This window comes from Marinagarivorans cellulosilyticus (assembly GCF_021655555.1).
Lineage (GTDB): Bacteria > Pseudomonadota > Gammaproteobacteria > Pseudomonadales > Cellvibrionaceae > Marinagarivorans > Marinagarivorans cellulosilyticus.
This window is the reverse complement of sequence record NZ_AP023086.1, coordinates 2,609,944-2,625,379: the sequence shown is the minus strand read 5'-3', so window position 1 is coordinate 2,625,379 and position 15,436 is coordinate 2,609,944. Positions and strand designations below refer to the sequence as shown.

The window sequence follows — 15,436 nt, the reverse complement described above, 5'->3', positions numbered from 1 at the left end:
AATACTCGAAAACTATCGCGCTCTATTTTTTATTTCCTCACTACTACAATATGCATGAATGTCTTATTTAGTATTTAAGCAAGCAAAATAATCATGCGATATGTGAAGCATCTAAAATATTCATGTGCGGTATGTAGCAAAAAACACACAATACTAATCAGCTTTGGAACTCTCATAGAGTATGTATACGCCGTTAACATTTTTCTGCCTGTAAAACTTCTATAGTGCGGTCACTAAAAATATAAAGCGGCAAAGAAACCAAGGTTATTTTCTAATGAGTTTATTTTCGAGATGTATCCTGATAGCGATTGCTGTCATGACAAATAATTGCTTAGCGGCGGAGCGTGACGGGATATATGTGGGAGGGAGTATTCTACAGTCAAATATCGACACCTCTGATGACGAGGTGGGTATTTATGATGATTACGTTTATATTGATGAATATACCACTGGCTTCAAATTTTTAGCCGGCTATTTCTATGGGCTTACCGATAAAATTGATATTGGCATTGAAGTTGACTACCGTGAGTTTGGCATTGTTGACAGCTATGCCAGCCAATACTACGAAGAAGGTGGCGAAGGCGATGTTGTTATCGCCGCTAACGCCTATCAAGAATACGCCACCACCACGCGATACCGTCAAGATGTCTCCGCTATCAATTTTTATGGTCTATTGGGGATTAACCTAGGGAAGATGGGATTTTTCGCTAAATACGGATCCAGCTTTAACGATTCAGACGTAGAAAACTCCGAAGGTAACCTTTTTCATTCTGATTACAGTAGCACTTATGGTATAGGTGCTAAATTTCAGCTTGGGTCTGTTGCGGTAAGATCCGAATACGAAGTCATCGATTTTAAACCCACCGGCGGAAACTACATGTATATGTTTTCTGTTGGGGGAACCGTCACCTTTTAAAACCCATTAGTATTCCTAACATTAAAGGATCCATGCACACTCAGTTATTAAGCCAACCCCGGAACGTATGGCATGCACGGATGCACTCCTCCATCACTACAATGTTAATAACCTTAAAATGTTAAGGAAAAAAGTAAACACCAACGCTTGGCGCGGGTTCACCATCTTCGTTATCGCTAGGGATATAAACTCGGCCATTATAAATAGCAATATCACTGGCCTCTTCAACATCTTCCCGATTAAAACCCAGCGTGTATTCAACCTCGCCCTGCAGATTTAAAACCAGCACTTGCGTAAATGCTTCTGACACAATAAAAAGTTGATCATTTTCAAAACTAATACCTTGTGCGTCATAAGGGGAAACATTAGCTGCACCACCATTCACGAACACACGACTCACAAGGCTAAAGCCATCGCTGTAATCGAAAGTGTATAGTGCATCTTGAGTATTTTCGTTGTCGTCATCATTAATGACATAAATAAACTGCCGAATGGGATCAAATGCAATGCCAGAAAAACGATCACCCACGCTAATCTCAAGCGCGAATTGCGACTCGCGCTGATACCCTTGCGCCTGCACACTAAAATAACCCACGGTCGCTGAATCGGTAATCACAAGAAAATGGTTATCGTCTACGGTAGCAATGCCTTCAGTACAACCTTGAATACATGCAATGCCATCAAAGCTAACATGACCTTGATGCTCAATAACACTAAAGTCTGATTTTACAATAAAAACCTCGCGCTGATCGGTTAATACAAACCAAGAACCATCAGACCTAGGAGCAAAGCCCGAGGGTTGTGTGATTGCAGTATTAAAATCCAAAAAATGATCAAGCGTTAATTCCCCTACGGGCGCCAAGGGCGAAACACTTGGCTCTGGTTCATGCTTTGCAACAAGGTATAAGTTTTCCTCAAGCCCCTCAAAAGACACAAGCATTCGCCCATCAGGAAGAAAACTGGCATCCGTGGCAACTTTATTGGGGTAACCGACAATTTCCCAGCTTTCGATAACCTGCAAGCCATCACCAGCAGCGTCAAAAACATTAACCCGCAGGCTTCCTTGATAGTGGTAGGTCACCATTAAATGACTACCCTCAACGGTTAAATCAACAATATCAATGTCATCGTCTAGGACATAAAAGCGCCAATGCTCGGCATCGACTTCGCTATTAGGCATTAACGCGCCAAGCGTATGATCCGCTTCATTGTAGAGCCACACTTGGTTAGCATTGCTACCGTAAGCGATTTCGGTAAACACCGCGCCTTGCCGCCGATAACTCGCATCTAAAGAAAAACCTGAGCCATCAAATGTAGCGCGATTTAAATAGACACTTTCGTCCGCTTCAACACTCCATACCCTATCTTCAATATGAGTAAAGTCGTGGGCATGCAAAATGCCTGCGGCAATATGGCGCGCATAAGGTAAGTCTTCTTGCCCCGCATCAATAACACCAAAACTTGTGCCTTTTTGCAAAACCATGGCATGCGGAAATTCAATATCTATCGCCGATATATTGGCCAAATTATAGCCATCGCCATCAACCACAAAGCGCCACAAGGGGAAGTCTTCGGTGTAGATATTATCCGGTTCATGAAGGAAATTGATAGAAGCTGGCGCTTCGTCAAATGTAGAATTAGCGTTCTTATCGTCGCTGCTGCACGCGTGTAAAAATAAAGTACTTGCGCATATCAGCAGTAAAGAATAAGTCGCTTTTGGGTTTATTTTGGGGTTCATAGCCTTCCTCATCGTTATGTAAACTAAAATATCGAGAGGAAAACCATAAACAAACAGAAAAGAAAAACACCGAATAATGTCTGAGATTACATTTTAATTCATAAAGCCAACACCAATATCATCAACGGTACCTGCAGCTTGTACAAAAAGGCGCTCTAAGTTGCTGCCCGTGAACTTGGTTGGCGAGCGTGATCATAAACATTCCTGTGATAAGCAATAACCAGCATTGCTGCCCCCGCAAAAATCATGGGCACTGACAATGTCATGCCTCTGGTTATCCAATCGGTACCGTACAAAAAACCATTAACCCCTAACTGCGCATCCGGTTGGCGAAAGAACTCTACAGCTGTGCGGAAAAAACCATACCCCATAACAAACAAGCCAGAAGCTGCCATGCGCGGTCGTGGCTTGCGGATAAACCATTGCATCACAATAAACATCACGACGCCTTCTAGTACCATTTCGTAAATCGTTGAAGGATGCCGAGCCACCACAGCGCCCATTGCGTTTTCCGGTAATGCCATAAAATACACCCCCAAAGGCGATTCAGTAACGCGCCCCCACAATTCACCATTAATGGTATTACCCATGCGCACAAAGACAATCCCCATCGGTATTATCGGCACAACCCAATCGGCAATGGTAAAAGGGTTAACTCTATGCTTGCGCGCAAACAAGATATAAGCCACGCAAACCCCTAGAAAGCCGCCATGGAAAGACAAACCGCCTTCATGGATCTTAAAAATAAAGAGGAAATCAACTGTTCTAGAGCTTATGACATCCCCCGCTGCGTTCAGCGTTTCACGAAAGGGCAATAGTTGATCTAAACCATAAAACAATACATAGCCCAGCCTTGCACCAACAATGACACCCACAATCATGTAAAGCAGTAAGTCACTATTCATTTCTCGTGTTATGCCCCAAGCAGGTGCGCGATCGCTGCGACGATTTGCGTACCAAATACCAAAGAGGAATGTCGCGGCGAAGGTAAGGCCGTACCAATTTATTGAAAGTGGTGTACCTGGAACTGTGAAAATCACAGCATCCATAAAGGGGGATTCAAACATACAAGACTCACAAGCCAGTTAAATCAGGGGTGCCAGTAGTGAGGCTATCACCACTACAAGCTGCCAAGACATAAAAATTACCGCTTGGTTCACGGGTATTAGCCCGCCAGCATCAGCAAACCAAGGTTATGCAGACCTGTTAGGCCTGCGAGCATTCGCCAAAAATTTTGCGCCAACCACAGCGCCGTGGCGGGAAGCGCCGTATATTAGCCTTCTTACCAGTGCAATATCGCTTTATTAATACACAACCCAACTATTTTCGCTTAACATTGCCCCCACCTACCCTTCTCACCCGTTTTCACTTAAGGGGACCTCTAAAAATAGTAATTTTTGTGTGAGAGCAAGGAAGCACCGCCCGGAGAGCCGCAGTTTACGTGGTGTAAATGAGGACTCGAGGACGGAGCTGACGCCGCTATCGCGGAAAAAGTGCATTTTTAGAGATGCCCTTAATACATTTTGGATTTAGCGCCTTAGGAGCCTTGTATGCACTTACGTGTTTTATGTTTATCTTTATTATTAGCCGCTTGCGGCGACAACAATACAGCGGTTAAAGAACAGCCGTTGCCTGAAGTATTTGTTGTAGAGGCCACCGAGCAACCCTACCGCCCATCTAAAGGCTTCAATGCAAGGATACAATCGCGTAGCGACGTTGATATTAGCGCCCAGGTTAGCGGTCGATTAATCGCCATTCACTTTAAAGAAGGCGACCAAGTGCAGCTTGGGGCACCGCTATTTGATATTGACCCAGCCCCTTTTAAAGCCGCGCTAGCGCGTGCCAATGCCGAGTTATCACGTGCTGAAGCCAACCAAAAAATCGCTGCTAAGAATTTCACACGCGGTGAAAAGCTCGTCAAAGATGGTTTTATCTCAGAGTCCGAGTTCGATAGCTTAGAAGCGAAGAAGTTAGAGTCTGCTGCCCAGCAAGAATCAGCCAAAGCTGCCGTTGAAAGCGCTAAAGTTGACTTAGCTTACACAACGATTAAAGCGCCGTTAGAAGGACGAATCGGACGCTCAGCCCCTGCGATTGGCGACATCGTCGGCCCGCAATACGGTGCCCTGACCACACTCGTTGGGCAAGATGATATGGATATCGTTTTTCAAATTCCTGAAAAGCTAATCCTTTCCGCGCAAAGGCCAGACTCCAGGATTACCATCAACGATATTGAGGTATTGCTGGAGCTACAAGGCGGTACCGTCTACGAGCAAACAGGAAAAATCAATTATTTTTCTAACCGCGTCGATGCAACCACGGGCACCGTTGAAGTTCGATCTAACATTGCCAACCCCAACGATACTCTGCGCCCAGGTATGTTCGCACACGCCATACTGCGTTTAACCCACCCATTGCAAAGCTTAATGCTCCCGCAAGCAAGCATTCAGGTCGATCAGCGAGGGACTTATGTATTAACAGTAGACAGCAGCAACGTTGTCACCCGTAAAGACATTATTACTGGAGAGCGCATTAATGAAAATGTGCTGATTAACTCAGGCATTGATGCCGGTGAAAAAGTGATTATTCGCGGCGTTCAAAAAGCACGCCCGGGCGATAAAGTGACGCCAACGGCCTTTGTGCCAGCGACATCGACCTCGACAACAGAGGAATAACTACTGTGATCAGTAAAACGTTTATTCAGCGCCCCAAATTCGCGATCGTCATCGCTTTAGTAATTAGCTTGGCGGGCTTAATTGCCAATAAATTGCTACCTGTTTCTGAGTACCCCGAAGTGGCTCCCCCGCAGGTTAAAGTTCAAGCCAAATGGCCTGGTGCATCCGCTGCAGCTATGGAAGAAAGCGTTGGCCAGGTTATTGAAGATGTGGTTAATGGTGTTGAAGGCATGGCGTATATGTCTTCAAATTCTGCCAACGATGGCACCTACAACTTAACCATTACTTTCAATGTCGGCGATGACCCAGATATGGCCCTAGTTCGGGTTCAAAACCGCGTTAAGCTTGCGGAACCTTCGCTGCCCTCAGAAGTTCGAGCACAAGGCCTTACAATCGATAAAATATCGCCCGATATTTTATTTACCGTGAACTTATACTCACCCGACGGAAGCCTTGACGAACTATTTATTGCTAACTACAGCTTAATTAATATCCAAAGTAGTCTAAAACGAATTGCGGGTGTTTCAGATGCCGTAGTATTCAGTACCGCCGACTACTCCATGCGACTATGGCTTAACCCGCCAGAAATGACAGCACTAGGCATTACAACTGCCGATATTAACAATGCGCTTGCCGAACAGAATATTCAGGCCCCAGCCGGTAAAATAGGTGCGCCACCTTATGCTGGCAACCTCACTACCGAATACACCCTACAACTTAAAGGCAGGCTCCAAACGGCCGAAGAGTTCGAAAATATTGTATTACGCGTCTCGGAAGGCGGAGCCATCGTACGACTAAAAGACGTCGCCACCATTGAAATAGGACAATTAGATTATAAAGTCAGCGGTAGCTATAAAAATCACCCCGCAACAGTTATGGCGCTATACCTACTACCGGGTGCAAACTCACTAATTACTGGCGGTGAAGTTAAAAAAGCGCTTCAAGAAATGAAGAAGGCTTTTCCTGCTGGCTTAGATTACGACATTGGATACGATACCACCCGCTATGTTGATGTTTCTATTCAGCAAGTGACTACATCGCTGTTTCAAGCCGTGGCCTTAGTAATATTAATTACATTTATCTTCCTTGGTGATTGGCGCCCTACTTTAGTACCCACCGTTGCTATACCCGTGTCATTAATCGGCACTTTTGCCGTTTTGTTAATGGCCGACATGACAATTAATACAGTGACCTTATTTGGTTTAATTTTGGCCATTGGTATTGTGGTAGACGACGCTATTTTGGTCGTTGAAAATACCGACCGTCACCTGCGTGAAGACCCAAGCATGACGACCAAAGAAGCGGTTACAAAAACAATGGAGGAAGTCAGTGGCCCCATTGTTGCCACTACACTTGTACTACTAGCCGTATTTGTACCTGTCGCAATGCTGCCGGGCATTACGGGTGTTATGTACAATCAGTTTGCCGTAACTATTTGTGTCGCCGTGGTTTTATCCTCAATTTGTGCACTGACACTCAGCCCCGCAGTTGCCAGTTTAGTCATTAAGCGTTCAGAAAAAGAGGCCAAGTGGTTTCAAATATTTAATCGCTTTTTTGGTGGCGTGACCGGTAAGTTTACCTCCGTTGTTGCGGCATTACTTGCACGAAGAGCGATGGTTAGCGGCCTATTTGTAGTATTAATGGTTGGGCTGATATGGGGAACCAAGAGCATTCCAACCGGCTTTGTACCCGTTGAAGATAAAGGTGTACTCATCCTCAACGTGCAATTGCCCGATGCATCATCTATCACTCGAACTCAGGCGGTGATGGCAAAGTTGCAAACACTTATCGAAAGTGACCCCGCGGTTGAATCAGCAACTTTCTTATCGGGTTATTCCGTTTTAGCCGGCGCTGCACAAAGTAACGGCGGCGCGGGTTTTATTGTACTAAAGCACTGGAACGATCGCCCAGGATTTAAAGATCTATCATTTGCAGTGGCTGCCAGAATCAATGCTAAAGCTTACAAAGAAATCCCCGAAGCGCTAGTTCAAGCATTTCCCCCCCCTTCTATTCCTGGCATGGGTTTAGTTGGAGGGTTAGAAGTTGCCGTTGAAGATACCCAAGGCAGATCGCATGAAGAACTGGCCGGGGCCATCCAAGCACTGGCAGCAGAAGCAAATAAATCAGCATTAATTACGAATGCATCAACAACATTTCGAGCCAATGTACCGCAATATTTTATTGATATTAATCGAGAAAAAGCCAAAACACTCGACATACCATTAACGAATATTTTTAGTACATTACAAACACAGCTAGGCTCTGCGTATGTCAACGATTTTTCAATGTTTGGACAGACCTATCGCGTCATGATGCAAGCAGCACCAGAATACCGCTCGCAGCTGGATGATATTCAATCGTTGCATGTGCGCTCATCAAGCGGAAAAATGATCCCTCTATCAACGCTTATCGACATTGAACCCATTCTGGGCGCTGATGTTGGCACCCGCTACAATTTATACCGCTCAGCCATTTTAAGGGCTAATCCATCACAAGGTGTTTCTAGTGGTGAAGCCATGAAAGAAATGGAGCGCTTAGCAGCTGAACACCTACCAGAAGGCTATAAAATAGAATATACCGGCATGACCTACCAAGAAGCAAAAGCCGGCAACCAAGCAGCAATTGCCTTTTTATTGGCATTGGTTTTTGTATATTTATTTCTAGTGGCTCAATATGAAAGCTGGTCAATACCCGCAGCCATTATTCTCGTCGTACCTATTGCTGTTGCCGGTGCCATCGGCGGTTTGTTGCTGGCGGGATTAATTGGCATCCCTCAGCTGGGGGCCTTGGATTTATTTGCTCAGGTTGGGCTAGTACTACTTATTGGCTTGGCGGCAAAAAATGCGATTCTTATCGTGGAGTTTGCAAAAGAGCTACGCGAAAACGAAGGACTAAGTATTATTGAATCTGCACAAAAAGCCGCTGCACTGCGCTTTAGAGCTGTGTGCATGACGGCCTTATCATTTGTTCTGGGCATTCTTCCTTTGGTATTTGCCTCCGGTGCAGGCATGTTCAGCCAGATGTCCCTTGGGCATACTGTTATGTGGGGCATGCTCGCAGCACTTATCGTCGGCACACCTTTTATCCCCGTCTTTTTTGCAATTATTCAGTCAACACGGGAAGCCTTTAAGCAGAAATTTTTAAACTAAATATCCAATTAATTTAAGCCGGCGCCTTAGGCGCTGGCTTTTTTAACACCACCTCTAAAGGCGCTGCAAAATCGACGTGTAAATCGCGCTGAGGGAATGCAATTGAAATAGCCGCGGCCATATATTTATCGTTAATGGCTCGATGTAAATCAGTAACAACACTTAAACGATCATCCACAGAACCAATTCTGCAACGTAAATATAAAGATAATGCGTTATCGCCAAACGCTTCAAACGTGACAACCGGCGCCGGTGTACTCAATACCAAAGGATGCTCAAGTGCAGCTTCTTCGAGCAAGGCCAATGCTTTATCAACATCACTGCCATAAGCAATACCTACGGGTATTAGCACTCGCACTTCTTTATCACTTAATGTCCAATTCAGCAAAGAGCTAGTAATAAACTCTTTATTGGGCACTAGTAGTTCTTTGTTATCAAAATCTCTTAATGTGGTTGCTCGAATTTGAATGCGGTGAACAACACCCGTCTGACCGTTAATCGTCACTAAATCGCCAACACGGATAGGCCGCTCAAATAGAATAATAATGCCACTAATAAAATTAGCGACAATTTCCTGCAAACCAAAACCAATACCCACACTCAAGGCCGCAACAGCCCACTGTATTTTATCCCAGCCAAAACCTATTGAATTCCCAATAAAACTAACCGCTAACCCAAGCAGTGCATAAGACATCAAAGTTGTGATTGCGTAGCGGCTGCCATTGCTCATGTTTATCCGGTTAAGCAGCACCATTTCGATAAAAGCCGGTAATCGGCGCGCGGTAATATAAGCCACAAAGGCTCCCACCAAAATAAACAGCAAGCTTTTAAGGGTTACGGCAACAGCAGTTTCTTCACCGGCAACGACAGATGTTGTATTCCATAAAACCACCTCTTCAAAAATAGCCAATGCCGGCAACACCTTCAACCAAATAACAGAAACAGTGGTTATTGTAAGCAAGAGAAAAACAGACTTTAATAGCTTTTGCGTTTCAATAGCCAGCTCATCAACGCTACGCGTTTTCTGCTCTTCAACCGGAGGAATGCTTTCGTCATTAACTTTAGGGCTAGCAGTCATAGCCGCTGCATTATCATCAGCAGTAGCTTGATGGTATTTAACCCGAGATTGAAACTCCATTAATCCTCGCTCAGCAAGTTGATAAGCAAAGACAATAAAAGGGAGTACTAAAATCGTTTCAAATACGCGACCGCACAATACAATAGAGGCGTAACGATACCCTGCCAGCAAACTTATAGCCCAAACAATTGGCCCCCCGACCATAATTAAGCGCGCAATAATCTGCAGTTTTGACGCAGGCCTAACCAGCCTTCGCTGCTGAATACTGCCAACCAACGAATACTGAACAGACAAAAAGCAGTTAATACTGTAAGCCAGAAAGCACATTATTAAACTCAATAGGACGGTCCCCATAAAACCAGTCCCTTTGCTTGCAAAAAGATGCCACGGTATAATTGAAACCACTAACAAGGGAATAACAACCGTATTCCTCAAGCGTTTGAAACCTTTAAATAAATCGTGAATTAGCTCCTGAGGCCAGCGAAAATAACTGCTAACAAAACCGTTTGAGTGCAGCAACCTAGCCGTGAAATCTGCACAGAAAAGGTAAACCCACAATAAGCTAATTAATTTTTCATGCGCCTTAGGGATAACCGCTGCATCGACAGTACGCGATAAAACAAAAGCCAGAAGCGCTAGCGGCGCAGACCGCACCAGCACCCCAAAAACATACTGCAACGCCGGCACTAACGAGGCATGCGGCGCTTGAGCAATAGCTTGTTCGAGCTGTTTTTGGCGCGACTTCAACCAACTTTGACCAATAACTATTGCTGATATAACGAACAATATTAGCCACACCCAAAGCCTACCAAAAACATTGGCAACCGCCGCTTTATAATCAACATTGCCCAAGTAATCTATTAACAACACACCTTCGTTTAGAATATCAGTAGTGGTATACGATATTATTGAAGGTGATGTTCGAACCCACATTAACTGACGAACCAAAAATTCATCAAAACGATTAGTAACATCAATAAGCTCTAATAAATCGAAATCCACATCAGACAATACTCTCATGTAAGCAGCATATTCTGACTCAAGTTTTTCTAGCAGAGATAGACGGTTGGCAACAACATCACTAATCCATTGTTTATTTTCACCCGTAGCCGTGGAATTCAAACTGGCTAGCAAGCGCTTTTTGTCCTGCTCCAGATGATGCTGGAGGCTTACATCATTTTGTAATTCGAGCTTGCGTAGTGCGGTTTTAGAAATCTCCTCAAGCAATTCGTCATGTTCTTTATGGTAGCCCGCAATTTGCGGAAGGTCGTTACTGCGCTCGGTCAAAACGCTCCCCAAAGCATGAGAAAGCCCTGTGATTTCTAGTTTTTTCTTAATCATTCGGTAGCGATTATTAATAAGTTCCAGCTGATCTTTCGCTAGTTGGCTACGTTGAGTTTTATCATTTAATTTCTGAGCCAACTCGGTTAGCTCTAGGCTTAACGCCTTATTCCCTTTAACGTACTGTTCAACGTCATCACTTAATCCCACAGCGCTTGCTGATAGCGCCTGTGTTGCCTCACGTGAAACTTGCGCCTCAGTACTGCGTTTTTCATTTAACTCACGCTGCAACCGCTCGATGTTTCGCGCTAATTCACGCTGTATTTCAAGCTGTAGCGCATGATCCGCAGCTAACAACCGCGTTTGCATTGGCGCACTCGCAAGCTTTAACTCAAGCATTTTTTCTTCGGCATCCAACACTGCTTTTTTACTCAGAAGTAGCCACTGCTCTGCCTGCTGCAAGTTTGATGTTACACCTACCGAAATCTTGGCCAACTCGCCCTGTAACTTTTCCTGCGCCAAATTAATATTACTTAAACGCTGGCGGGCAGCCGATACGGTATTGGCCGGATTAGCTTGCTCTTTTTCTATAGCTAACAAACGCCCCTTAACCGCCAACAACTTGGCCTCTTCTCGAGACAACTGCTTTTGCGTTTCTGCGACCGACGCGTTTTCTGGTATCCGCAGTTGTGGCCGGTCTCCTTGACGCTGTTTGAGCTCTTCAGTTAGCTGGTCGGCATGCTCGTCAGCTTGCAATTGTATTTTGCGATATTCACTTGCCTTGTTTAAAAAACCACTCTGCTTAGCCAAATTTTCGAGAACAGCTTTGTATTGTACTTTTAATTTTTCAATGAACTCGGGAGAGAGATCAGCATTATCTTCTAGCCGGGCCAACTGCGATTCCACCTCAGAAGCATTAACTGAAGCATGCCCTTGAAACTCGATATCGTCGGCAACCGAGGCAGCAGGGAATACACTTAGCCACGTCACCCCACAAAATATCAACACAGTAATTGCTCTCGTAGAGGCCTTTTGAATATTAATCATCGATTACCTTCCATCATTAACTGCATTCAGCATTTAGGTGCCATTAGAATTTGGAATACGCCCAAAATAGAAATATAGAAACAGCAAACAGTGAGCACTTTCTTTATTTCCACCTTCTATTTTTGCATCGGTTCTAAAACCCGTATTGCACTGCTATATTGCTACCCCCGCACGCAGGCTTATAGCCTACTCGGTAGAATATTACAGAATGATTTTAGAGGTAACCATGTCAATCCATCGAGCCACCTTGGTGCTATTTCTCGTCTCTAACTGGGCCCTCTTTGGGCTGCCCAAGCAGGCAAACAGCGCACCAGTTATTCCAGACGCCGTGGCTAACGACGTACTTCAACAGCGCACGGATAACGCCTTTAATGACGAATGGGACTGGCTACAGTTAACATCAGGTGAATGGTTAAAGGGCAAAATAAAAGTAGTCTATAACGGGGAAATGGAGTTTAACAGCGCAAAGTTGGGGCTTCGGAAATTTAAATTAGACGATATTGAGCAAGTGCATACCCTAAGGCCACAAGCCGTTAGAATTTTTGGTGTCGATAAGCCACAGGTGGGCACAATTACACTTTCCGAGCGCACGATTGAAATTAAAAATGACAGCTTGAGCTACAACTTTGACCGCGAGCGTTTAATTGCACTGGTTTCTGGCCAACTCAAAGAGCTTAACTTTTGGAGCGCACGCTTTGGCCTAGGCACGAATATCCGATCAGGCAACTCACCGCAAACGGAATACAACGGTAACTTTTCAACAAAGCGTCGAACAGCTTTGTCACGCTTTACGGTCGATTACCTCGGTTTATACACCTACAGCGACGATAAAGAGACCGCCAACAATCATCGCTTGCGCAGCAATTTCGATATTTTTGCCAACCAGCGATTATTCTACCGCCCGTTATTTTTAGATATTTTTAGCGACCGCTTTCAAAATATTGATGCCCGAGGCACCCTTGGGGCAGGCCTAGGTTTACAGGCCATCGACAGAGATAATAAACAATGGGATTTATTTATCGGACCAGGTATACAGTTTACTCAATTCAACGAAGTCGAAGAAGCGAGCGAAAAGCGAGAGCAATCGGCAGTGCTAATTGCCTCTACGCACTACAACATGAATGTGACGAGCGCCATGGGCTTTATTCTCGATTATCAAATTCTCTGGGCAAATGAAGCATCAGGTGGTTACACTCACCACGTCATATCTACTTTGAGTTACGACCTAACCCGCAGCATTGACTTCAATACCTCCATTGTATGGGATTATATTGAGAGCCCAACACCCGATGATTTAGGCACAACACCAAAAAACGACGACTATCGCTTTATTTTTAGCATTAGCTATTCTTTCAACTAAATTAGCTGGAGGCCCAGCTCCTAGGGCTGAAACTGAAAAAGCGATATACCGGCAATGCCTTGCGCATAACAGTTTTGTGCAAACGGCAAGTCCGCAAGCGCCATACCACCTAATGCATATACTGGGACTTTGGCTTTCGCTACAAGCTGTGAAAAAGCATCCCAGCCTAAGCCGTTAGCATCTGGATGTGACGGCGTTGCTGACACTGGCGATAAATAAACGGCTTTAATTCCAGCCGCTTCTGCAGCCCTTATTTCTTCCAAGTTATGGCATGATGCCGTTGCATTCGCGATGCACGAACCGACTTTTTTTGCCTGCACCAAATGGCGGGAAGTAAAATGGACATGGGCAGCTAGCGAAAGTAGCGCTTGATTGATAACGCCTGAATTATCAAATAAATGCGCACTGTTTATCCAAATCGGCACACCGCAGAGCTCAGTCAATTTACTATGCAGCCAGTTGATATCTTCGGGCCCTAGTTGTAGTGAGCGCAATTGAAAACCAGCAGCGCCTAGAGCCAATGCCTTTTGGCAAAAAGCCAAAACTTCATCTTTTGCGCCACTAGAAGGCGTTACGGCAATGAGGCGCGGCAGGGTAAGAGCAGAAACAATTGGCCGGTTTGCCGCCGGAAAATCGTAATGGATTAATTGATTAAGATCAGCCCAAACCAAAGGCTGCCCTTCTTGGCCACTCGGTTCGCCGTCAAAAGCAGTTACCGTCCATACATCTAGCAAAACAACCTTATCGCCATAATCATGTCGAATTTGGATTAACGGCTGCATTTGTGTTGCATTAATAGCAAGCTCTTCTTTAAGCTCACGATTAAGTGCAGCCGTAACATGCTCACCGGCCTCAACCTTACCGCCAGGAAATTCCCATAAGCCACCTTGATGCTGATGCTGTGCACGTTTAGCTAAAAGCACCTTTTTCTGAGTTAAGATAACGCCTACAGCGACATGAACAGACGACATACTTAACTACGATATTCCGCATTAATTGTGACGTAGTCATGCGAAAGATCTGTTGTCCAAACCTCATCAGAACTATGACCACGGCCAAGTTCTACACGCACACTAAATTCGGCCTGATCAACAACTGCCTGACCTTGCTCTTCGGTGTACTCTTGTGCCCGCTGGCCAGCACGCACAATGCAAACATCATCCAAATAAACATTTACTTTTTGAGTGTCTAGTGCACGCACACCAGCATAACCAACAGCACAGATAATACGCCCCCAGTTCGGGTCTGATGCAAAAAGCGCTGTTTTCACTAGCGGTGAGTGCGCAATGGCATAGGCCACCTTTAAGCACTCTTCTTTGTTTCCACCTTGAGTGACGGCTACGCTAATACATTTACTAGCCCCTTCACCGTCTCGCACAATACCTAGCGCCAGCTGCCGGTGAACATCAGTAACTGCAGCCATTAGCTTATCGTACAATTCGCCAGCTGGATCACTCAACATAGGTAAGCCTGCTTGGCCTGTTGCCACTAACAAGCAAGAGTCATTCGTTGATGTGTCGCCATCAATGCTAATACGGTTAAACGACTGATCTGCAGCACGCTTTACCATATCATCCAGCAGCGGCTGGGCCACCACCGCATCTGTTGCTATATACGCCAGCATAGTCGCCATATTTGGCCTAATCATGCCCGCGCCCTTAGCGATGCCGGTAACAGAAATCACTTCGCCATCATGCTCGAACTGAACACTTGCGCCTTTTGGGCGAGTGTCTGTTGTCATAATTGCTTTGGCCGCCGCATCCCAACCATTAACAGACAACGACGACATGGCAGCCGGTAGCGCATTAACAATTTTAGGGACAGGCAAATATTCACCAATCACACCCGTCGAAAATGGAACCACTTGCCGCGCTTCAATATCGCCAAGTGTTGCCACCGCTTGGCAGCAGGACTCTGCATCGGCAAGGCCGCGCTCACCAGTACACGCATTCGCATTGCCAGAATTAATTAAAAAATAACGAATATCGCCAGCAGACAAGTGATTTCGCCCAACGATAACAGGAGCGGCGCAAAATGCATTTTGCGTAAAAACACCCGAAACCGCGGCACCCTCGGCAATAGCCATTACAACAATATCGGTTCGTCCCGCATATTTAACACCCGCACTTGCAGTGCCTAAAGTTAAACCTGCAATAGGATGCATTACCGGCCAAATGTGCTCACCCACTGCCATA

Annotated in this window: 9 protein-coding genes; 4 read left to right on the top strand and 5 right to left on the bottom strand. The window is 45.2% G+C overall.

Annotated elements, in window-relative coordinates:
• Nucleotides 1–316: 316 nt before the first annotated feature.
• Nucleotides 317–916 carry a hypothetical protein gene (locus MARGE09_RS10615; protein WP_236987306.1) on the top strand — a complete coding sequence of 200 codons (600 nt, stop codon included), beginning with the start codon at nt 317–319 and terminating at the stop codon, nt 914–916.
• 121 nt (nt 917–1,037) lie between these two features.
• On the opposite strand, the gene MARGE09_RS10610 is transcribed toward MARGE09_RS10615, so the two are convergent.
• Together MARGE09_RS10610 and lgt are read right to left on the bottom strand one after the other, a co-directional pair.
• A complete protein-coding gene (locus MARGE09_RS10610; protein WP_236987305.1) occupies nt 1,038–2,654 on the bottom strand; it encodes a hypothetical protein in 1,617 nt (538 codons plus the stop codon).
• Nucleotides 2,655–2,809: 155 nt separating this feature from the next.
• A complete protein-coding gene (lgt, locus tag MARGE09_RS10605; protein ID WP_236987304.1) occupies nt 2,810–3,721 on the bottom strand; it encodes a prolipoprotein diacylglyceryl transferase in 912 nt (303 codons plus the stop codon).
• Nucleotides 3,722–4,204: 483 nt separating this feature from the next.
• Between lgt and MARGE09_RS10600 the strand changes: the two genes are divergently transcribed.
• Nucleotides 4,205–5,326, top strand: a complete 1,122-nt coding sequence (locus tag MARGE09_RS10600) for an efflux RND transporter periplasmic adaptor subunit (RefSeq protein WP_236987303.1) — start codon at nt 4,205–4,207, stop codon at nt 5,324–5,326.
• Nucleotides 5,327–5,331: 5 nt separating this feature from the next.
• Nucleotides 5,332–8,475, top strand: a complete 3,144-nt coding sequence (locus MARGE09_RS10595) for an efflux RND transporter permease subunit (protein ID WP_236987302.1) — start codon at nt 5,332–5,334, stop codon at nt 8,473–8,475.
• Between the two features lie 13 nt (nt 8,476–8,488).
• On the opposite strand, the gene MARGE09_RS10590 is transcribed toward MARGE09_RS10595, so the two are convergent.
• Nucleotides 8,489–11,881 carry a mechanosensitive ion channel domain-containing protein gene (locus MARGE09_RS10590; protein WP_236987301.1) on the bottom strand — a complete coding sequence of 1,131 codons (3,393 nt, stop codon included), beginning with the start codon at nt 11,879–11,881 and terminating at the stop codon, nt 8,489–8,491.
• 226 nt (nt 11,882–12,107) lie between these two features.
• Between MARGE09_RS10590 and MARGE09_RS10585 the strand changes: the two genes are divergently transcribed.
• The gene (locus tag MARGE09_RS10585) at nt 12,108–13,241 is read left to right on the top strand and encodes a DUF481 domain-containing protein (RefSeq protein WP_236987300.1); all 1,134 of its coding nucleotides are present in this window, start codon (nt 12,108–12,110) and stop codon (nt 13,239–13,241) included.
• 20 nt (nt 13,242–13,261) lie between these two features.
• On the opposite strand, the gene MARGE09_RS10580 is transcribed toward MARGE09_RS10585, so the two are convergent.
• On the bottom strand, nt 13,262–14,212 hold the full coding sequence (locus MARGE09_RS10580) for a Nudix family hydrolase (RefSeq protein WP_236987299.1): 951 nt from the start codon (nt 14,210–14,212) through the stop codon (nt 13,262–13,264).
• 2 nt (nt 14,213–14,214) lie between these two features.
• The gene (gene argJ, locus MARGE09_RS10575) at nt 14,215–15,435 is read right to left on the bottom strand and encodes a bifunctional glutamate N-acetyltransferase/amino-acid acetyltransferase ArgJ (protein ID WP_236987298.1); all 1,221 of its coding nucleotides are present in this window, start codon (nt 15,433–15,435) and stop codon (nt 14,215–14,217) included.
• Nucleotide 15,436: the final 1 nt, after the last annotated feature.